This window comes from Thermaerobacter sp. PB12/4term (genome assembly GCF_003403315.2).
In the GTDB taxonomy this organism is placed as follows: Bacteria; Bacillota; Sulfobacillia; order Thermaerobacterales; family Thermaerobacteraceae; genus Thermaerobacter.
The window spans coordinates 426,929-446,914 of record NZ_CP048407.1; the positions used below are offsets into that span (position 1 = coordinate 426,929).

General features: G+C 73.2%; 14 protein-coding genes. 12 read left to right on the forward strand and 2 right to left on the reverse strand.

The window, feature by feature from the left end; all coding sequences use genetic code 11:
• Nucleotides 1–26: 26 nt before the first annotated feature.
• The 5 genes from DYI95_RS01795 (at nucleotide 27) to DYI95_RS01815 (ending at nucleotide 3,980) form a co-directional block, all read left to right on the forward strand.
• A complete protein-coding gene (locus DYI95_RS01795) occupies nucleotides 27–1,805 on the forward strand; it encodes a cbb3-type cytochrome c oxidase subunit I (RefSeq protein ID WP_116901096.1) in 1,779 nt (592 codons plus the stop codon).
• Between the two features lie 228 nt (nucleotides 1,806–2,033).
• Nucleotides 2,034–2,678 carry a heme-copper oxidase subunit III gene (locus DYI95_RS12125; protein ID WP_305849866.1) on the forward strand — a complete coding sequence of 215 codons (645 nt, stop codon included), beginning with the start codon at nucleotides 2,034–2,036 and terminating at the stop codon, nucleotides 2,676–2,678.
• Nucleotides 2,679–2,694: 16 nt separating this feature from the next.
• Nucleotides 2,695–3,339, forward strand: a complete 645-nt coding sequence (locus DYI95_RS01805) for a cytochrome c oxidase subunit 3 (protein ID WP_006904429.1) — start codon at nucleotides 2,695–2,697, stop codon at nucleotides 3,337–3,339.
• Between the two features lie 29 nt (nucleotides 3,340–3,368).
• Nucleotides 3,369–3,677, forward strand: a complete 309-nt coding sequence (locus DYI95_RS01810; protein WP_116901094.1) for a cytochrome C oxidase subunit IV family protein — start codon at nucleotides 3,369–3,371, stop codon at nucleotides 3,675–3,677.
• 93 nt (nucleotides 3,678–3,770) lie between these two features.
• Nucleotides 3,771–3,980: a type IV secretion protein Rhs gene (locus DYI95_RS01815; RefSeq protein WP_116901093.1), complete on the forward strand. Its 210-nt coding sequence runs from the start codon at nucleotides 3,771–3,773 to the stop codon at nucleotides 3,978–3,980.
• Nucleotides 3,981–4,157: 177 nt separating this feature from the next.
• Here the strand turns inward: DYI95_RS01815 and DYI95_RS01820 are convergent, their stop codons facing one another.
• Nucleotides 4,158–5,003: a CAP domain-containing protein gene (locus tag DYI95_RS01820; RefSeq protein ID WP_116901092.1), complete on the reverse strand. Its 846-nt coding sequence runs from the start codon at nucleotides 5,001–5,003 to the stop codon at nucleotides 4,158–4,160.
• A gap of 2,346 nt (nucleotides 5,004–7,349) precedes the next feature.
• On the opposite strand from DYI95_RS01820, the gene DYI95_RS01825 reads away from it, so the two are divergent.
• Together DYI95_RS01825 and DYI95_RS01830 are read left to right on the forward strand one after the other, a co-directional pair.
• Nucleotides 7,350–7,985: a hypothetical protein gene (locus DYI95_RS01825; protein ID WP_116901090.1), complete on the forward strand. Its 636-nt coding sequence runs from the start codon at nucleotides 7,350–7,352 to the stop codon at nucleotides 7,983–7,985.
• Between the two features lie 391 nt (nucleotides 7,986–8,376).
• Complete coding sequence (locus tag DYI95_RS01830; protein WP_116901089.1) at nucleotides 8,377–8,946, forward strand: M23 family metallopeptidase; 570 nt, start codon at nucleotides 8,377–8,379, stop codon at nucleotides 8,944–8,946.
• 183 nt (nucleotides 8,947–9,129) lie between these two features.
• On the opposite strand, the gene DYI95_RS01835 is transcribed toward DYI95_RS01830, so the two are convergent.
• Nucleotides 9,130–10,200, reverse strand: a complete 1,071-nt coding sequence (locus DYI95_RS01835) for a glycosyltransferase family 4 protein (RefSeq protein WP_116901088.1) — start codon at nucleotides 10,198–10,200, stop codon at nucleotides 9,130–9,132.
• Between the two features lie 109 nt (nucleotides 10,201–10,309).
• Between DYI95_RS01835 and DYI95_RS01840 the strand changes: the two genes are divergently transcribed.
• The 5 genes from DYI95_RS01840 to mutM all read left to right on the forward strand — a co-directional run bounded on the left by DYI95_RS01840 (nucleotide 10,310) and on the right by mutM (nucleotide 19,930).
• Nucleotides 10,310–11,302 (forward strand): RNA polymerase sigma factor, encoded by a 993-nt coding sequence (locus DYI95_RS01840; protein WP_158556076.1) that lies wholly within the window; start codon nucleotides 10,310–10,312, stop codon nucleotides 11,300–11,302.
• On the forward strand, nucleotides 11,299–12,813 hold the full coding sequence (locus tag DYI95_RS01845; RefSeq protein WP_116901086.1) for a DUF4349 domain-containing protein: 1,515 nt from the start codon (nucleotides 11,299–11,301) through the stop codon (nucleotides 12,811–12,813). The genes DYI95_RS01840 and DYI95_RS01845 overlap by 4 nt, the downstream gene beginning before the upstream one ends.
• Nucleotides 12,814–13,046: 233 nt before the next feature.
• Complete coding sequence (locus DYI95_RS01850; RefSeq protein ID WP_116901085.1) at nucleotides 13,047–14,945, forward strand: S8 family serine peptidase; 1,899 nt, start codon at nucleotides 13,047–13,049, stop codon at nucleotides 14,943–14,945.
• Between the two features lie 550 nt (nucleotides 14,946–15,495).
• Nucleotides 15,496–18,681: a DNA polymerase I gene (polA, locus tag DYI95_RS01855; protein WP_116901084.1), complete on the forward strand. Its 3,186-nt coding sequence runs from the start codon at nucleotides 15,496–15,498 to the stop codon at nucleotides 18,679–18,681.
• Nucleotides 18,674–19,930 carry a bifunctional DNA-formamidopyrimidine glycosylase/DNA-(apurinic or apyrimidinic site) lyase gene (gene mutM / locus DYI95_RS01860; protein ID WP_116901083.1) on the forward strand — a complete coding sequence of 419 codons (1,257 nt, stop codon included), beginning with the start codon at nucleotides 18,674–18,676 and terminating at the stop codon, nucleotides 19,928–19,930. The genes polA and mutM overlap by 8 nt, the downstream gene beginning before the upstream one ends.
• Nucleotides 19,931–19,986 lie beyond the last annotated feature (56 nt).

Consider the following 19,986-nt stretch of genomic DNA (forward strand, 5'->3'; position numbering starts at 1 on the left):
CCGGCTCGGAGAGAGGAGGAGCGGTCATGGCGCACGGCGGAACCCAGGCCGCGGTGGCAGGGCACGCGACGGGTGCAGCCCACCACCACGAGCCGCAGAGCTTCTGGCGCCGTTACATCTTCAGCACGGACCACAAGATCATCGCCATCCAGTACCTTCTGACGTCGCTGGTCATGGCGGCGGTGGGTGGCTTCCTGGCCATGCTGATGCGCGTGCAGCTGGGCTGGCCGGGGAAGGAGTGGCCGTTGCTGGAGGCCATCATGCCCAACGCCTTCAAGGGCGGGCAGATGAATCCGGACTTCTATTACGGGGCCATCACCATGCACGGCACCATCATGGTGTTCTTCTTCCTGACGACGGCCCTGAGCGGTGGGTTCGCCAACTTCCTGATCCCGCTGCAGATCGGTGCCCGGGACATGGCCTTCCCGGTTCTCAACATGCTGTCCTTCTGGGCGTTCCCGGTGTCCATCGCCTTCGCCCTGGCGTCCTTCTTCGTCCAGGGCGGCGCGCCGGGTACCGGTTGGACGGCCTACGTGCCCCTCAGCGACCGCGAGACGGCCGGCCAGACCCTCTGGCTGATCTCGGTATTCATCCTGATGCTGGCGTTCCTGGCGGGTGGCATCAACTACATCACGACCACCCTCAACATGCGCACCAAGGGCATGTCCTTCAGCCGGCTGCCCCTGACGGTGTGGGCGCTGTTCGTCACGGCGCTGGTCGGCCTGTTCGCCTTCCCGGCCCTGATGGCGGCGTCGTTGATGCTGATCTTCGACCGGGTCGGCGGGACCCACTTCTTCGATCCGGCGGGCGGCGGCGACCCGATCCTGTGGCAGCACCTCTTCTGGTTCTTCGGGCATCCTGAGGTGTACATCGTCATCCTGCCGGCCATGGGCATCGTGTCCGAGGTCCTGGCGGCCCACGGCCGCAAGCCGGTCTTCGGCTACAAGTACATGGTCGGGTCGATCCTGACCATCGCGGGCTTGAGCTTCCTCGTCTGGGGGCACCACATGTTCTCCAGCGGCATGAGCCCGACGCTGGGCAGCATCTTCATGGCGACGACCCTGGCCATCGCGATCCCGTCGGCCATCAAGACGTTCAACTGGCTGGCGACCATCTACCGGTCGAAGATGCGGTTCACGGCGGCGTCGCTGTACGCCATCGGCTTCGTGTCGCTGTTCATCACCGGCGGCCTGACGGGCATCATCCTGGGCAACCCGTCCGTCGACTTGTACTTCCATGACACGTACTTTGTCGTCGGCCACTTCCACTTCATCATGGGAGCCGCGGCGCTGTTCGGCGTCTTCGCGGGGATCTACCACTGGTTCCCCAAGATGTTCGGCCGGATGATGAACGAGCGCCTGGGGAAGATCCACTTCTGGCTGACGTTCCTGGGGATCTACGGCACCTTCTTCCCCATGCACTTCCTGGGGACGGCCGGGATGCCACGGAGGATCTACAACTGGGACGCCTATCAATTCCTGGGTGACGTGGCGACGCTGAACCACGTGATCTCGATCTCGGCCTTCGTCTTGGGCGCCGCGCAGCTGATCTTCGCGTACAACCTGTTCTACAGCATGTTCCGGGGTCCGAAGGCCGAGCGGAACCCGTGGCAGGCCAACACGCTGGAGTGGTGGGCGCCGTCGCCGCCGCCCCACGGCAACTGGGATGAGGCGGAACCGGTGGTCTACCGCTGGCCGTACGAGTACAGCCCGAAGGATGCCCCGGAGGGCGTGGACCACATCCCGCAGTGGGTGCCCGAACCCGCGCTGGCCACTGCTGGCGGGGACCGGGCCGGGTCGCGGTGAGCGCATCGCCCGATTCGCGGGCCAAATGCCGGTAGGTGCCGGTAGGACCCGCGGGACCGGCTGGACGGCCCGGTGCAAGGGCATCCACGCGCCATGGCGAATCGGGAGGTACCGGTGCCGGCGGCCTGCCGCCGAGGTCAGGGGGTGAACCCGATGGCGACAACGACACGGAAGCCGTCCCGAACCCGCCCGCGCACCCGCCCAGGCCGCCCGGCGGGGCGGCCGCCGGTGCCGGTGATCCCGGGGGGCCGGGCCGGTGAGCCGGTCCGGATCCCGCCCGGGGGCCCGGGTGGCGGCGGTGGCAACGGCCGCGCGCCCGGCGGCGGCGACGAGGAGGCGGCCCGCGCCCGGGCCGCGACCATGGCCACCTGGATCGTCGTGGCGGCGGTCACCCTGATGTTCATGGGTTTCACCAGCACGTACGTGGTGCGCAGCGCGGAGCCCGGCTGGGCGCGCCAGGACCTGCCCTCCCTGCTGTGGTGGAACACGGCGGTCCTGCTGGCCAGCAGCGTCATCATGGAGGTGGCCCGCCGCCGGGCCGCCCGTGGCGCCGTCCAGGGCGCCCGGCGGGCGCTGGCCCTCACCCTGGTGCTGGGTGCCGCCTTCGTCGCGGGGCAGGTGACGGCGTGGTTGCAGTGGCTGGCTGCGGGTATCGCAGCGGCCGTCAGTACCCATGCGGCGTTCTTCTACCTGCTGACCGGTACCCATGCGGTCCACGTGGCCGGCGGCATGGGCGCGCTGATCTACGGCATGTGGCGGTTGGGGCGGCCTGGCACGACGGCGCAGCGGGCGGCGTCGCTGGCCAACATCGCCACGTACTGGCACTTCGTCGACGTGCTGTGGATCTACCTTTTCGCCTTGCTTCTCTGGTAACGACGGGGGTGTCGGCATGAGCACGATTGAGGCGACGCAGCATCCGCTGGCGGCCGACCAGGAGGCGGTGCTGCGCTCGGAATGGGGCGGCGGGCGCTCGCCCTTCGGTGCTGCCCATTCCAAGCTGGGCATGTGGGTCTTCCTGGCGTCGGACGTGCTGGTTTTCGCCACGCTGCTGACGGCCTACGGGGTGGCCCGGCTGAAGGCGGGCACCTGGCCCGACCGGACCCACATCTTCGAGGGACTGTGGCTGGTCACGTTGATGACCTTCATCCTGATCAGCAGCAGCTCCACCATGGCGGCGGCCGTTGGCGCGGCACGCCGGGGCGACCAGAAGGCGGCGGTGCGGTTCCTGCTGCTGACCATCCTGGGTGGCCTGTTCTTCCTGGGATCGCAGGCGTTTGAGTGGACCAGCCTAATCCGTGAGGGTGCGCGGTTGTTTACCAATCCCTGGGGTGTGCCGCAGTTCAGCGCCAGTTTCTTCGTGATCACCGGCTTTCACGGCTTCCACGTGCTGACGGGCCTGATCTACCTGGCGGTGGTCACGCTCAACGCCATGCGCGGGCGCTACTCGGGCCTGGGCGTCGAGGTGGCCGGGCTGTACTGGCACTTCGTCGACCTGGTGTGGGTGTTCATCTTCACCCTGTTCTATCTGATCTAGGTTTGCTGGCGAGGAAGGAGGGGCGCCCGGTGAGTGGTTCCACGGAGCATGCGCTGGAGCATGGCCACGGCCTCGAGCACGATCACGGCAACCGGCTGTACTTCACCACCTGGCTGTGGCTGCTGGTGATCACCGTGCTGGAGGTGGGCGTGGTCCTGTTCCACCTGCCCAGGGCCCTGCTGGTGGGCATCCTGCTGCTGATGACGGTGCTGAAGTCGGTGCTGATCGTCGCCAACTTCATGCACCTGCGTTTCGAGAAGCTCAACATGATCTACGTCATCATCACGCCGATGATCTTCGCGCTGATCATGTGGTACGGCGTGGCGCTGGACTACTGAGCGGGCGGGAAGGGTTCTCCGGAGGCACGGCTGCGGAAGGAGCAGGGCCGCGACACCCGTCGCGGCCCTGTGCTCCCGGAGGGGGAAGGCGATATGACGCCCCTGGAACTGGCCAGCCACTGGACAAGCGGCGCGCAGCTGCCCAAGGCGTTCCTGCTGATCATGCTGGGGGTGACGTACGGGCTCATCGTGCTGCTGGGAATCGGCGCCTACCGGCTGCTGAAAGGTGGCCAGCGCCCGCCGGACGATCCCGGCAGGCCGCCGGAGCCGTCGGGGCGGGACCGGCAGACCGGCAGGCCGTAGCGCCGTGACGGCGCGGGCAGGTCGGGATGGGCGCAGGCAGGGCCGGGCAGGGCATGGATGGATCGGGGAGATCGGACCGGAGTGCAGGCGGGCGGTGCCCCACGGCACCGCGCGCCCGTTTGACGCCGGCCATCTCACAGGTTGCCGCCCCGGCACCTACCTGGCCCGGGGACCTACCTACCGGTAGCGGTCGCCCAGGAACAGCTGAACCACCAGGACGCCGTACGGAATGGGCACCACTGTCACGCCGATGGCGTCGTGGCTGGGGTTGAGCAGATTGGCCCGGTGCCCTTCGCTCGCCATGAGCTGCAGATGGGCCCGGTCCACGTCCCGCGACATGGCCAGGTTCTCCGCGCCCATGACCCGGGCCGAGATTCCCGCGCGCCGTTCCATCTCATAGGGCGAGCCGTAGGTTGGGGATACGTGGTCGAAATAGCCGCGGGCGCGGAGGTCCTCGGCCTTCAGCCGGGCCAGCCGCACCAGATCCGGGTCGACGGCCAGGGCCGGGAGCCCGCGGTCACGGCGCGCGTCGTTCACGAGGTCCACCAGGTGTTTCTCCGCGGCCGTCAGGGCCGGCCGTACGGCGGGACTGGACGGAGACGGCGCCGCCGGGGCAGGGGTGGACGGCGCGGAACCCGGCGCATTGCCGCGGGGCGTCGGCGCCGCCGGGGCCGCCGGGGTGCTGCCGCCCGCCGGTGCCGGCGGGGTGGCGGGTCCTGCCGTCCCGCTGGCCGAACGCTGGCGGAGGATGGCCAGTTTCCAGTCGTAGTACCAGGACGGGGAGCCGGCAGCGACCGGGCGGGCCGTGTCCACGGCCTGGTTACCCGTGCCAGGGAGGGGCACGGTTTGCTGGGGCTGCTGGACCGGGGCGGGAGCCGGTGGGCTGGCGGTCCGGACCGCGGCAGGTGCGGACGGAGACCGGACCAGATACCACGATGCCTGGGCGGGGCTTGCGGTAACGGCCATCAGGAGCAGGGCCGCCGCCGTTGCGGCGGCGCGCCGCCAAAGAGAGGTCCTTTCCATAAAATCCCTCCCCTTTTGAGTGGAACCCAGCATCCATTGTTCAGATCTGCAGCACGAGGGGCAAACGCTTGAGTTGGCATCGTACCGGCAGAGGAGAGAAGGGACGCCGCCGGGGAGGGCTGTCCGTACGGCCAGGCATCTTTCGAAGCACATGGAAGAATCCGGCTAGCGGTGGGAGCCACGGGGGAACGGGCTTCTGCCCGGCCTGGCGAGCTGGCCCAGCGCCGGCACCGCCCGTGGAGGCCTCGGACCTCCCTGTGCGGGTTCCGGCGCAGGCTCCCCGGAAGGGCCCGTGGCCGGGAGCGCCTTCATCCGAGGCGCCTCCACCTCCGCGGGCGGCGTCCCCTGGGAGGTCTCCCTGGGGGGTGGAGTCACCTGCAGGTCGGCCAGCCACCCGATGTCCACGGTTGTTCCGGCCTGGGCCGGCGGCGGGGGCAGTTCCGGAGCCTGGCCGGCCTCCGCCTCAGCGGGGGCCGGTTCTCCGGACTGCCGGCCGCGGGCTTTCCCGCATAGCTCCCCCTCCGGGGTGATCTGGACGAGGAGCCGCACCCCTTCGCCGGGCCCGGTTCCACCGGAACCGGCCAGAACCAGGGCGGCGCCCCCGGCGGGAGCCACCAACAGCCGCACCATGGCCCACGCCGCAGGGTGGCGACGGGCAGGGTGCCTGGTGGCGGGTCCTGCGCCGGGCGAGGCCGGCTGGCCGGTGGTGGGGCAAAGCGAGGAAAGGTCGAGATCGACCCATTCGGCGAGCCAGTAACCGTCCCCTTGACGCCGCCAGATACCCAGCCAGAGCCCAGGACCGCCATGGTGGACCGGAGGGGCGCCTTCAGGTTGCCCGCCCTTCCGGGCCGCCGCCGTGCCGGGTTGCGGGGCGGGTTCCTCGGCGGCGAGCCGTTCCCCGGAAGGGATGGCGGTCGCCCCTGCGGGCGCCGGCCACGTTCCCCGCGGCAGCACCAGGAGCACCACGGGCGACGTGCCCCTGCACCAGCCGGCTGAAGCCGGCCGGGGGACCGGGCCGCTCTCTGCTCCGGCGCGGGCATGGGCGGCGGGGGTGGTCGGTCCCGGAAGAAGGTCCCGGACCCCCCCGGGGCCCCTCGGCCCTGCACCGGCGGCCGTGAAGCCAGCCCCCCTGCTTCCCGCGCCCGGGAGAGAATGGCGGGAGGCCGGACCCGGATCGCCCGGCCCGGTGGGATGGGGCACCACCGGCTCGTCGCGCCACCGCTGCCGAAACCAGAGAACGCGCCACTCCCCCGCGATCCCGGCCATACCCTGGGCCGGTCCCGCCCGGAACCAGGGGACGAACACGGCCCGTCCCCGCGGGTCGCTGCAGGGAACGGCCATTAACACCCGCTCACCCCAGAGGGGCCTTACCCGCGCCCCCCCGGCCGGGCCGCCCCCAGGATCGATCCACACATCCACGTCACCCGGATCGGACCCCCGTGCCCACCGGGTGAGAACCACCCAGGGCACGGCCGGGGCGTTGCCCGTTCCCCCCGCTCCTGGATGCGGGAACCGGGTCTCCCGGGCAGGGGGGCCCCATCCGGCCCAGACCAGCGGCCCGCCCGCCGCCCGGCCCGCCACGGGGCCGGCTCGTCCCAGCCAGGGGGTTCCGGCGGCACCGGCGCCCGCCACCAGAAGAGGCTGTCCGGGCAGGGGCTGCCAGCTCCACGGAGCGCCGTCTGGCCCGAGACCGAGGAGGACCAGGCCGGCGGCCGGGTCCGGGCCCCCTGGGACCTGGCCGGGCCGTGCAGGGAGCCCCGCTTCCGGGCTACCCACCACCGGTGGTCCGGCCATCCCCGGTTCAGGCTTTGGGGTGGCGGGAGTCACCCGCTCGTCCGCCGGAAGGGACGGCCCGTTTTCGTCGCCAGCGGGACCCTGCCCTGGACCACGGCCCCAGGGGCGATTGACGTCCATGGGTCGCACCCTCCCCATCCCCCCAGGTCCTGCAAGCTTCTACGGCGGTCCTGGCCGGGCTATGCCACCCTTCGCCACGGGATGGCGGCCCAGCGGAGCGGGCCGCGCGACCACGCCCCGCCCCACCAAAGCCCCTGGCAGGGCGCGGCGACCGCCCAAGGGGCGTGGTGCAACCGGCCTCGCCCCGGGGACACGAACCCAATCTTGGCACCAGGCCGTGGCCACCCTGGAGGGCGGCTCATATAGCGGTAGCAGGCGAGGCGGGACGACCGGCCGGGCCTTGTGGGTCCGCCGGGTTGACCCATGGGCGGGCGCCGGGGGGCAAGCAGGGGCGCGAGCCCCCGCCGCACGCAACGCGCCGGGTGCCCGGTGGTCCAAGGGGACTGGCGGGACCGGCTGAACACATCGGCCCACGGGGCAGGAGGGATCGTCGTGAGCGACGGAGTGCGGGTGCAGCAGGTCGATCAGGTGGTGCCCGGGCCATGCGACCCGGTGTACGGGTGCCCCGAGCCCACCGAGATCGTCTGCATCGAGACGGTCAAGGTCTACGACTTCTGTTTCCAGACGGACCGGCGGGAGAACGTGTGCTTCCCCATCCCCGCCGCGTTCCAGGGGATCCTGCCCTCCGACCTGGTGACCTGTGAGATCGTGCAGGTCACCTGCCAGGAGGTCTCGCGACAGGAGGACCCCAACAATCCCGGCTTTGCCGACGTGACCCTGCTGGTCACCGTGACCATGCAGTTCACCATCCGGCGCAATGACAACGTGGTCGCCCAGTTCGAGGATTCCTTTGGCTTCCTCAAGACGGTGTTGCTTTGCGCGCCGGAGGGGACGGTGATCCAGTGCGAGTCGGCCGGCTCGCGCTGCGGCCCGTGCGTGATCATCAACGGCCAGGTCTGCTGCGAGGTCGACCTGTGCCTGCTGATCCAGTCCAAGGCGCTGGTCAAGCTGCTGGTGCCGGCCTACGGCTTCTGCGTGCCGGCGCCCTGCGTCACCCTTCCCAAGCCGCCCCTGGTCTGCCCGCCGGAGAACCTGTTCCCCCCGCAGTGCGTGCCGCCCACGACCTGACGAACCGGCGGCACCGGCGCAAGGGGCCGCACCGCTTGGCGGTGCGGCCCCTGCAGCTTCTGCGCCGGCTGCCAGGGGAGTCGAGCGGATGGCAAGGCGAAAGGAGGGTGGCCGCATGTCACGGCCAGCCGGTCCGTGCTCCGGCTCCGGCCCCGGCCCCGCCAGGGCCGGCGCGAGGGGCACCGGGGGCCCGGGTGCCGGAGGAGCCGCCACAGGCCCTGGCCCCGGCGCCGGGCCCCATAGCCCGGCAAGCGGCGCGGCCCGCGGTCCGGCCCGCCACGTCACCCAGGGGGGCCGCGGCGGGAGCCCCCGTTCAACCCCTGGCGGGGCAAGCGGCACGTCCAGGGTTCCCGCTCCGGCCGGGCACGGCGAGCGGGATCAAGCGGGCCGGATGCCCCTGTCCCCAGCCGCCGGCCAGGCCCTGCGCCGGTGGGAGGCCACGGTACGGCCGCGGTACCCCGATCTCGACCCCCGGCTGCTGCGCCCCGATTTTTGCTTCCCGCTGCCCCGGGGCCGCTACCGGTTGGACCGGGACACCTTCGGTGATCCGCGGCACTGGACCCCTTCGGGCCCGCGCCCCAGGCCGCATCAGGGCAACGACCTGCTGGCGGCCAGGGGGACGCCCGTCCGCTCGGTGGGGCCGGGCCGGGTCCTGGCCCGCGGCTGGAGCCCCTACGGGGGCTGGTTCATCCTGGTGGAGCTGGCCGGGACGGGCTACGCCGCCTACTACTCGCACCTGGACCGCTACGCTCCCGAGGTCCGGGTGGGGCAGCGGGTGCGGGAGGGACAGGTCCTGGGGTACGTGGGCAACACGGGCTACGGCCCACCGGGGACCCGGGGCAAGTTCTGGCCCCACCTGCACTTCGAGTTGCGCCGGCAGGGCGGGCACCCGGGGCCGGTGAACCCGTACCCTTATCTCCGGTACTGGGAGGCCCTGGCGGCCGCGGAAGGGGACGACTGATCCCGGACCGGCCGGCCGAAAGGAAAAGGGGCCGGGCGGGGTGGCCCGGCCCCTTTTGTCGTTTCCCTTGCCGGCTTTCCTCTTCGCCTCTTCTTCGCTTCTGCTGTGCCTTCTTCTTGTGCTTCTCCTGCGCTGGTTGTGCTTCTCCTGCGCTGGCGGTCCTCCGCTGCCTGGCGGCCTGCCTCACTGGCCGCCCGCAGCCTCCGGTCCTTCCCGGGAAGGACCCGGGTCTGGTGCGGAGCCGGAGCTCGCTCCCGCCGCCCTGTAGACCTCCACCGTCGCCTCGACCATCGCGTCGAGCCCAAGGCGGGCCTCCGCGTAGCGCCGGCCGAAGGCCATCAGCTCCGCCAGCCACCTCCGGTCCCGGTAGAGCCGCAGTAGGTCCTGGAGGATGGCCGCCGGATCCGGCGGTCCCAGGCCGCGGCCGGTGCCGCTGAAGTCGGGGAAGTCCATTCGTTCCACCAGTTCCGGGGTCACCGGGCCGTGGTACTCCCGCCCCAGGATCAGGCAGGCCGCTCCTGAAGCCAGCCCCTCGCGGATGACCCGGCCCGTGCCGGCGACCACGTGCACCCGTCCCATCACCCGCTCCAGTTCGGAAACCCAGCCCAGATTGTGGATTCGCCCCCCTCCCAGGCGGCGGGTGCTGGCCGCCCACACCTGGGCGTCCCGGGGAAGTCCCTGCACCGCTTGCCGGAACGCAGCCAGGGCGGGTCGCTTCCAGCGATCCACCCGACCGGCGTACAGGAGGGTCCAGCGCGGTTCGCGAATACCGGGGCGAAACCGTTCCAGATCCACGCCGTTGCCCACCACGGCGATCTTCGACCGGAAGGCTCCCAGGTCGCGGGCCACGCGGGGGCCCACGCAGATGAGCCGGCTGGCCGCTGCCAGGGCGCGCCGGTAGGCCAGCTGGTCGAGCCCGAGCCCGTGGCAGGTCAGCACCAGGGGAACGCCGAGCATCTCGGCCAGGCGGCGGCCCAGTTCGAAGGACCAGGACGACTGGGCGTGCACCACGTCGTAGCGCTCGCCCGGCAGGCCGGCCCGCTCGCCCACTACGGGGGCGGGGAGGAAACGCACCGCCACCCCCGCCCCTTCCAGGGCGGCCACCGTGCTGGGGTGGGCCTGGCGACCGCCGCGGGAGTGGGTGACCCACAGGTCCACCCGGTGCCCCCGCCGCACCAGCCCCCGGGCCAGGTCCAGGACGTGGGCCGTCTGTCCGGAAGGGAAGAAGGCCGCCGTGAGCATCAGGACGTGCAAGGTGCCATCCCTCCCGTTGCCTGGAACCTATGCGCCGGCGATGGTGGCCGTCCCCGGGAACCGGCGCCGGGATCCTGGCGTCCAAGGCGGTGCAGAGAGGAGGACGGCGATGCACCTCGGCGAGGGCGGGCGGCTGGCTGCCGGGCCCGCGGCCGCAGGGACCCCGCCCGGCGGTGAGGCCGTCAACCCCCCGGTTCCGGCCGGCGACCAGGCCTCCGACGAGGACCTGGTCCGGCGGGCCTGCCAGGGGGACCACGAAGCCTTTGCGGACCTGGTCCGGCGGCACCACGGGCTGGTCTACAACCTGTGCCTCAGGCTGGTGGGGCAACCGGCGGACGCGGCCGACGCCACCCAGGAGGTCTTTCTCCGGGTGTTCACCCGGCTGGCCCACTTTCGTGGCCAGGCCCGGTTCCGCACGTGGCTTTACCGGATCGCCGTCAATACCTGCCAGGACGAGCTGCGCCGGCGCCGCCGGCGACCCTGGCCGTGGGGCGACCTTCACGGCGACCTTCACCCGGGTTCCACCCGCAGGAGGGGTGCGGGCCTGGGGCCCGGTCCGGACCCCGCCGAAGGGCCCGGTACCGAGGCCTCCGCGGGCGGGGTAGGGGACGAACCCGGCCCGGCCGGCGAACCCGGCCGGCCGCCCGGCGGCCGGGGCGCAACCGCCGCACCCGCTGAAGCCCGCGGCACCGGCGCCGGCGCCGGTGCCGCGGGTGCCGGGGCCACGCCGGGTCCTGGCGGCGGGGGCACCCGGACCGGTAGCAGCGCCCTCCCGGGCGGGAGCGGGGGCCGCGGGGAAGGTGCGGGGCGGTACCCTGCCCGGTTCCCGGATGCCTTCGCTTCGGGCTCCAGTCCCGAAGCGGCGGTGCTGGCGGGGGAGATCCGCCAGGCCGTAGCCTCCGCCTTGGCCGGCTTGCCCGAGCCGTTCCGGGTGGCGGTCGTCCTCCGTGACCTGCACGACCTGTCCTATGAGGAGATCGGCGCCGTCCTGGGTTTGCCCCCGGGAACGGTGCGGTCCCGGATTCACCGTGGCCGCCTGCTGCTGCGGGACGCCCTGATCCGCGCCGGTTGGGCGCCGGGAACCGGAGGCGAGATGCCATGAGATGGTCCTGGATCGACTTCCTGGCCGGTTTCCCGGGCCTGGGGCTCCACCCGGTCCGCTGGCTTGACGGCGACGCCCGCGCCCAGCTGCCGCCGCAGCGGCGGCAGGCCGTCGAGCGCCACCTGGCCCGTTGCCCCCGGTGCCGGGCTCTGGCGGAAGCCGAAGCCCAGGCTCGCATGGCCCTGGCGTCCCTGGAGCCCGTGGAGCCGCCGCCCGGCCTGCTGGAGGCCATCCTGGCCCGGACCGGGATCCCGGCCGGCGTCCCCTCTCCCGCAACGGCAGCGTCCGCACCAGCTCACCGGCCGGATGCGGGACAGCCGGTGGTGGGGCCCGCACCCGGGGAAAGGGCCGAACCGGCGGCAAGGCCCGGCCCGGAGCAAGGGGACCGCCACGGGGGCCGCAACGGCCCAGGGCGCCGCTGGGTTCCGGGGCGCGGGCCGGGGCGCAGGCCCCTGCCGGCGGTGCTGGCGGCCGCGGCGATGGTGGCCCTGGTCCTCCTGGCCGGCCGGTTCGGCGGCACAGGTGACGGCCCGGCCGGCTCGCAAAGCACCCCTCCGGGCCGGCAGGGCCTGCCCGCCTTGGAAACGGCGGGCACCCCCGCCGGCGGCCCTGCGGTGGCGACCGATCGCGACGGGCTCCGGGACGGCGGGGCCGTGACGGCGAACCGGGCGGGCGCGGGGGAGGCCGCAGAGGCCGGAGCGGAGGGATTCGGGGACGGGCCGGGAGCGGCTGAAGGAGCCGGGCCCTCGGACCCCGCCGGCGTGCCGGCTCCCGGACCCCGGGGCGGTGACGCCGCCGAAGCCGGCCTCCTGGCTACGGATTCGGGTCGGGACCAGCAGGGCCCGTGGCTGATCCGCTCCGGGCGCCTGGAGCTGGCCGTGCCGGACGTGGAGCCCGCCTTCCGGGAGGCGCAGGCCGTGGCCCGGCGGCTGGGAGGCTTCACCGAGCAGGCGCAGCTGGAGGGCGGAGGACCGGCCCGCTTCGCCTACCTGGTGCTCCGCGTGCCCGACGACCGGCTGGAGGAGGCCATGGACCGCCTGGCGGACCTGGCCGGTGACGGCCGGGTCGATCTGAGGGCCCTGAGTGCCGAAGACGTCTCCCGCCAGTGGGTGGATACCCAGGCCCGCCTGGCCAACCTCCGGGCGCAGGAGGAACGGCTGCGGCAGCTGGCCGGGCGCTCGGGCAGCGTGGAGGAGCTGCTCAAGGTGGAACAGGAGCTGTGGCGGGTGCGGGGGGACATCGAGCAGCTGGAGGGCCAGGTCCGCTACTGGGAACAGGCCATGCGCCTGGCCCGGATCGAGCTGGCCATCGAGGCTCTGGCGCCGCAGCCTGCACCCCCCGCCGGCGACCTGTTCACCCGGGTCCGCCTGGCCTGGCAGGCCTCGCTGCGGTCCCTCGCCTCCCTGGCCACCCTGGCGCTGGTGGGGGTGGCGGTGGTGCTGCCGTACGCCGTCCTGGCCGGTGCCGGCTTGCTGGCCTGGCGCAGCTGGCGGCGGTGGCGGGGACGTTGACGGGGGGCCCGTCAGCGCCGGCACCCCTGCGGGCCGGCGGCGGGGCCGGAAGCGACCCCCCGGCGCCGGGAGCGAGGGAGACCTTCCCCTTCAGCCGGTGGAAGCTCCCCTTTGGGACCGTCTCCCGTAGGCGGAGGGACCCCAGACCTGCAAATTTGGGCCTGCGGCACCAAGGAGACCGGGGGAAGACCTCGTAATTGGTATCCCCAGATCCTGCAAGGAGGGGATGCTGTATGGGTACACGGCGTCATCCCGTACCCACAGGGGTCGATCCTCGGTGCCCGTCCTGGCGGCGCCGGGTGGTGGCCTGGGCAGCCGCCGGGGGCCTGATCCTGCTCTCCCTGGGCCAGGCGCTGGCTGCCGTGGCGGCGTCGCCGGGGCCGGGCCGGGGGGCCGGCAGCCCGCTGTTTTCGGCGGTGACGGTCACAGCGGCCGGTGCTCCCTCGGCGCCATCCGGACCCGGGGCGGCAGCCGGTGGGGACGGCGACGGCGCGGCGGCAAGCGGAAAGGAGCCCGCCAGGGCGGCGCGGCCCGCCGGGATTCCGCCCATCCTGACGGACACCGACGGGGACCGGGTGAGCCAGGATCTGGAGGACTGGCTGGCCCAGGCGTTACCTGGCGACCGGCAGGTGGTGATCGTCCGGCTGCAGCCCGGGACTTTGGGACGGGAGGGCGGCGTGCACCGGCTTGTTGGCCGGTGGCAGGCGGCGGTGGGGAGCTTCGCGGCCGGTCCCTCCTGGCAGCACGCCCTGGAGGGATTCGCGGCGCGCCTGACCCCTGGGCAGATCCGCGCCCTGGCCCAGCAGCCCGAGGTGGCGGCCATCGAGCCGGACCGGCCCGTCCAGGCCCACCTCGGCACCGCCACCACCTGGACCGGGGTCCGCCAGGCCTGGAGCGACTTCGGCGTGACGGGCGACCGGGACGGGCGGCCCACGGCCTACTCCCGTACCGACGTGGTGATCGCCGTCATCGACACGGGCATCGACGCGGCCCACGTCGACCTGGACGGCGGGAAGGTGATCGGGTGGTACGACGCCGTGCGGGGCCGCACCACCCCCTACGACGACAACGGCCACGGCACCCACGTGGCCAGCATCGCCGCCGGCACCGGCGAGGGGAACGCCGCCTACGCCGGCGTGGCGCCGGGTGCGGCGCTGGTGGGCATCAAGGTGCTAAACCAGCAGGGCAGCGGCACCACCTCCCAGATCCTCAGCGGCATCGACTGGATGGTCCGGAACAAGGACACCTACGGCATCCGCATCGGCAACATGTCCCTGGGGGCCGCCGGCTGCTCCGACGGCACCGACTCGCTGTCGACGGCGGTGAACAACGCCGTGGCGGCGGGGATCGTCATGATGGTGGCGGCGGGCAACGAGGGGCCCAACCGCTGCACCATCGGGGCCCCTGGTGCGGCGACCGGCGCCGTCACCGTGGGGGCCGTTTACGACCCCGGCGAGCGGGGCTGGGTCCTGGCCGAGTTCTCCAGCCGCGGGCCGACGGCCGACGGCCGCGTCAAGCCCGACGTGACCGCCCCGGGCCGCAACATCACGGCGGCGAAGGCCGGTTCGACCAGCGGGTACGTGACCTACAGCGGAACGTCCATGGCCACGCCCTTCATCGCCGGCACGGCGGCCCTGATGCTGGACGCCAACTACGGGCTCACGCCCTCCCAGGTGAAGAGCCTGCTCACCGCCTCGGGTAACGTGAAGGATTTCGGTCCCGGAGGCAAGGACATCGACTGGGGCGCCGGCATCAGCATCGCCTACAACGCGGTCAAGGCCGCCGGCGGGTACAGCGGTAGCTTCAGCGACGGCCTGCAGCACGCCTACTGGTCGGGATCCCTGTCGGGCAGCGGGGACGGCGACCTCTACAGCGTGACCGTCACCGACGCCAGCCGGCCCCTGGGCCTGACCATGAACATGGCCTCGAACCCCACCTGCGGCATCTGGAGCTGCAGCCCGGACTTCGACCTCTACCTGTACGATCCGGCCGGACGCCTGGTGGCGCGCTCCGAGGGAACGGCCCGGCAGGAGCAGATCCTCTACCAGCCGTCGGCCACGGGTACCTACCGGGTGGAGGTCTACAGCTACGCGGGCTCGGGGAGCTACCACCTGGACGCCAGCTACCGTTAGGACCCGTGGCCGGTCCGGTGGCGGGTCCCGCCGGCGCTGCCGGTCAGGGCGGGGTGGTGGATGGCGGCGCAGGACCCCGCTGACCGGTCTCCGGTGGACCGGTGCAGGATGGGGTGACCGGTCTGCGGCCCCGTGGGATAGGGACGGCAGTGCTGCGGCTCGCCGGCGAGTCCACGGGGTGCCGCAGGATGACCGGTCACCGTGGGGCAGGGGCCGCCGGCAGGCAGGGGCCCCTGAGGCCGGTCCACTGGGCGGCCCGCGAATCGGGGATGCCCCGGGCCCTCCGGCCAGGCGGCCGGAGGGCCCGGCTGCTTTGGACGGACATCCTGGAAGACCGCAGGGCGGCTCCCAGCACAGCAGGGCGGTTCAGGAAAAGCCGGCTCTTCTGTCCGAGACCGGCGACGCCCCCAGGCCCCGCGGCACGGCCGGAGCGGCGGTGGCCGGTGCTACAATGGACGGGACGAACCCCGTCACCCCATGGGGACACGACGGGCACGGAGGCACGGCAGCCGCCGGGCGCGGTTGTCACGGGGAGGGGGCAGCAAGGCCGATGGACGCCGATCGCCAGCCACAGGTGGGCGGGTCGCGGGGCGCGACCCGGTCAGGAGGACCGCGGCCCCGGCCGGCGGCCGGGCGGGCGAAGACCCCGCCGGCGGGGAATGAGGGTGGCACCGGCGGCGGGCGCCGGGGAGGGACGGGGCGCTCCCAGGGCCGGGGCACCGGTGCCCCATCCCGGCCCCAGGAACTGCTGGCGCCCGAGCCGGAGCAACTCGAAGACAAGCTGGTCCTGATCGACGGGCACAGCCTGATGTACCGGGCCTTCTTCGCCCTGCCTCCCCTGACCACGGCCGACGGCCTGCCCACCAACGCCGTCTACGGCTTTCTCACCATGCTGCTCCGCCTCCTCGAGGAGGAGCGGCCGCGGTACGTGGTGGTGGCCTTCGACCGGGGGCTGCCCGCCTTCCGGGTCGAGCGGTATGCCGCCTACAAGGGCCACCGGCCCGAAACCCCCGACGACCTGCGCAGCCAGTTCCCGGTGGTCAAGGAGGTCCTGGCTGCCCTGGGGATCCCCATGGTGGAGCACGACGGCTACGAGGCCGACGACCTCCTGGGCACCCTGGCCCGCCGCGCCCGGGAGGCGGGCGTGGGCAGGGTGCTGCTGGTCACCGGCGACCGGGATGTGCTACAGCTGGTGGACGACGGCATCGAGGTGCTCCTCACCCGGCGCGGCATCAGCGACGTGCATCGCTATGACGCCGCCCGGATCCGGGAGGAGATGGGGATCGACCCGGCCCAGTACCTGGACGTCAAGGCGCTTATGGGCGACCCGTCGGACAATATCCCCGGCGTGCCGGGCATCGGCGAGAAGACCGCCCTCAAGCTGATCCAGCAGCTGGGCGATCTGGAGTCCGTGCTGGCCAACCCCGAGGCGGCCGGGGGCAAGAAGCTGCCCCAGGCGCTGCAAGAGTACGCCGATCAGGCCCGCCTGAGCCGGGATCTGGCCCGGATCCGCACCGACGCGCCCGTGGACTTCGACCCCCAGCGCTGGTGCCGCCGGCCTGCCGATGCCGGGCTCTTGCGGCCCCTGCTCTTGCGCCTAGAGTTCCGCAGCCTGGTGGACCGCCTGGGCCTGGGCCAGCGCACGCCCCAGGCCGGACAGGTGGCCGCGGAACCGCCCGGTGAAGGTGCAGGCGGTGCCGCCGGCGCGCCGGGGACGGCCGCCGTGGCCCAGGGGGGTGTGGGAGCCGGGGAGGAGGAGGCCGGGGAAGAAGGCGCCCGGGGAGAAGGGGCCAGGGAAGAAGGAGCGGGTCTTCCTGCTCAGGTCGACCAGCTGTCCGCCGGGGACGTGGCCGCCTGGCTCGATGAGGTCCTGGGCCGCCCCGCCGCCGGTACCGCCCCGGTTCCTCCGGACCCTGGCGCGGCAGATGCCGCCGCGGCCGCCGGTGGCGTGACGGTGGTCGCCGCCTGGCTGGGGGAGGCGGAAGGTCCCCAGGGGGGTGCCGGCGCCGTGCTGGCGGGCCTCGGCCTGGCCGCGGCGGGCAGGGTGGGCGCCTGGCTGGCGGGAGAGCCGGAGGACGCCGACGGGGACGCGGCCGGTCGCGTCCTGGGGGCGCTGTCCGGCCGGCCGCTGGCCGGGTTCGACCTCAAGCCCCTGTACCGGTGGCTGCTCCGCCGGGCGGGCGCCGCGGGGGAGGTTCCGGGTGCCGCCACGCCCGCCGGGGAGGGCTCGCGGGGTGAAGCCGCGTCCCGCCGGGCCGCCCGGCCCGCTCTTCCGGCGCCGGTGGCGGATCTCAAGCTGGCCGCCTACCTGCTGGACCCGGTGCGCAACCGTTACCACCTGGTGGACACCGCCCGCCAGTTCTTCGGCTGGGACCTGGAGGAGGGACCCGCTGACCGCCCCGGCGACCCCGCCGTTTGCACCTCCTCCCTGCTGGGGCGGGATGCGGCCCTGTGCGCGCGGCTCCGCCCCGCCGTGGAGGCCGAGCTGGCCGCCCGGGGGCTGGAGCGGGTCTACCGGGAGATCGAGCTGCCCCTGGTGCCGGTGCTGGCCGCCATGGAGGAAGCGGGCATCGCCGTCGACCGGCGCCAGCTGGAGGAGCTGGGCCGCCTCTTCACCCGGCGCAGCCAGGAGCTGGCCGAGCAGATCTACGAGCTGGCGGGGGAGACCTTCAACATCAACTCGACCCAGCAGCTGGGCCAGATCCTGTTCGAACGGCTGGGCCTGCCCGTGGTGAAGAAGACGAAGACGGGTTATTCCACCGACGCCGAGGTCCTGGAGACCCTGGCGGCCCACCACCCCATCGCCGAGCTGGTGCTGGAATACCGGTCGCTGGTCAAGCTGCAGGGCACCTACGTGGACGGGCTGGCCGAGCACATCGGCCCCGACGGCCGGGTCCACACCACCTTCCAGCAGACGGTGGCGGCCACGGGCCGGCTCTCCAGCACCCAGCCCAACCTGCAGAACATCCCCATCCGGGACGAACCCGGCCGCTCCCTGCGCCGCGCCTTCGTGGCGCCGCCGGGGCACCGGCTGGTGGCCGCCGACTACTCGCAGATCGAGCTGCGGGTCCTGGCCCACTACAGCGGCGATCCCGGCCTGGTGGAGGCCTTCGCCCAGGGACAGGACGTCCACGCCCGGACGGCCAGCGAGATCTTCGGGGTGCCCCTGGAGCAGGTGACCCCCGAGCAGCGGCGGGTGGCCAAGGCGGTGAACTTCGGCTTGGCCTACGGCCAGACGGACTTCGGGCTGGCCCGCGCCCTGCGCATCGACCGCGCCGACGCCCGCCGCTTCATGGAACGCTACTTCGAGCGGTATCCCGGCGTGAAGCGGTACATGGAGGAGACGGTGCGGCGGGCGCGCCAGCAGGGCGAGGTGACCACGCTGCTCGGGCGGCGGCGGCCGGTGCCCGAGATCCGGCACCGGGTCTTCCACATCCGGCAGAACGCCGAGCGGGTGGCGATCAACACGCCCATCCAGGGCACCGCTGCCGACATCATGAAGCTGGCCATGATCCGCGTCCACCGGGCCCTGGCAGAAGAGGGGCTGCGGGCCCGCATCGTGCTGCAGGTCCACGACGAGCTGCTGGTGGAGGCCCCGGACGCGGAAGTGGCTGCCGTGGCCGCCCTGCTGCGCCGGGAGATGGAGGGCGCCTTCCGCCTCGACGTCCCCCTGGTGGTCGAGGTCAAGGCCGGTGCCAACTGGTACGAGATGGAGGCCGTGGACGCCGGTGCCTGAACTGCCCGAGGTGGAGACCATCCGGCGCGACCTGGAACACCATCTGGCCGGCGCCCGGATCACCCGGGTCCACGTCCTGCGGCCCGAGGTGGTATGCGGTGCCGGGGGGGAGGCCATCGGGCCGGAGGCCTTTCAGGCCGCCCTGGAGGGAGCCCGTTTCCGCCGCTTTGCCCGCAGGGGCAAGTACCTGCTCATCGAGCTGCACCGGCCGGCGGGGGATCCTGCGGCCAGGTCCGGGCCCAACACCACGCCCGTGCTCCCGGACGAACCGGCCCCGGCGCCCGTGCCCGCCGGCGTGGGGTCCCGGGCCGGCGGGACGGCCGCTCCGGGCGCCCCGGGCGCGCCGGCCGGGGGCCAGGCTCCGGGTGGGGGCTCTCCCCCACCGGCAGGGGGTGGGTCCAATGCCCCCGCAGGTCCGGGGCGGGTCGCTGGGGGTACGGCCCCAACGGCCGGGGCGGAGGAAGCGCCGGCCGGGAGGCGGGTTCGACCGGCCGGGCCGGGCGCCGGGCGGCTGTGGCTGGCGATCCACCTGCGCATGACCGGCCGGCTCACCCTGGCGCGGCGGGGCGAGCCGCGGCCGCCTCACACCCACGTGGTGTTCGAACTCGAGCCAGGTCCGGGCCGCCCGTGGGAGGAACTGCGTTTTTCCGACGTGCGCCGCTTCGGCCGGCTGTATCTGATGCCGGACAACCCCCTGGCCCGCGCCCGCAGCCGGCCGGCGGGGCGCCGGGCGGGCCGGGAAGGAACCCATGCAGGAACCGGCCTGCGAGGCCTCTACACCCTTGGGCCCGAACCCCTCAGCCGCCGCTTCGGCGCCGCCGAACTGGGCCGGCGCCTGGCCGGGCGCCGGGCGCCCATCAAGGCCGTGCTCCTGGATCAGCGGGTGGTGGCGGGGCTCGGCAACATCTATGCCGACGAGGCCCTCTTCCGCGCCGGCCTCCACCCGGCCCGGCCGGCGGGATCCCTAACGGGCCAGGAGGTGGCGCGCCTCGCCCGGGCCATCCGCGGGGTGCTGCGGGAGGCGGTGGCGGCCGGTGGCACCACCTTCTCCGATTACCGCGACGGGCTGGGGCGGGAAGGCCGGTTTGCCCGCCGGCTGGCGGTCTACGACCGGGAGGGCCACCCCTGCCCCCGCTGCGGCACCCCCGTGGCAGCCCTTCGCCTGGCCGGCCGCACCAGCCACTACTGCCCTCGCTGCCAGCCGAGCGGATCCGGGTGGTGCTCGGGCCCGCGCGGCTGGACAAGCTGAGCCTGCCGGCCGGGCAACCGGCTCCCTGCCGCCTGACCCCATCTGACCCGCGGGGC